General features: G+C 35.4%; 1 protein-coding gene. It reads left to right on the top strand.

The window, feature by feature from the left end; genetic code table 11:
* Positions 1-461, top strand: a 461-nt coding sequence (locus KP705_RS17575) for a hypothetical protein (protein WP_215765212.1), incomplete at both ends; no start/stop codon positions are given.

Raw genomic sequence — 461 nt, 5'->3', positions numbered from 1 at the left:
CAGAGGCTTGAAAATCTGTTCAATATAAAGGCTGTGCGATTGAAGGCACGTTATGAGACCAAGGCTATTCGTTATATGTTTGGGAATGGGGTCGAGGTTTATTGCGGTTGGGAAAAGCCTTACGATATCATGACTTGTTTGCATGACCATTATATTGACCATTATTTTCCTGTGAATGATGTGAAAAGTTATAGAGATTATTTGCGTTGTCTTCCTTCGCATTCTTCTTTGTTTTTGGATTACATAGAAAGCAGGGGATATGGTTTTTTAAGATTCAACGAATATTTGAACGATGACGAGGATGATTTTTGTTACGAGTGTGTTTTTGTTAATGACAATAAAGATGAGATACGCCTTTGGGTTAAAGATTTAGAAGAATGTGACAAGGATGGTTTGTATTCGAGTATCGATAATTTAGATTTGGAAAATTGTACGTCTGATGATTTTAAAAGAAGACTACT

Source organism: Gluconobacter sp. P1D12_c, assembly GCF_018812105.1.
Taxonomy (GTDB): domain Bacteria; phylum Pseudomonadota; class Alphaproteobacteria; order Acetobacterales; family Acetobacteraceae; genus Gluconobacter; species Gluconobacter oxydans_A.
The sequence above is the reverse complement of the archived record's forward strand: the minus strand, read 5'-3'. Positions and strand labels throughout refer to the sequence as shown.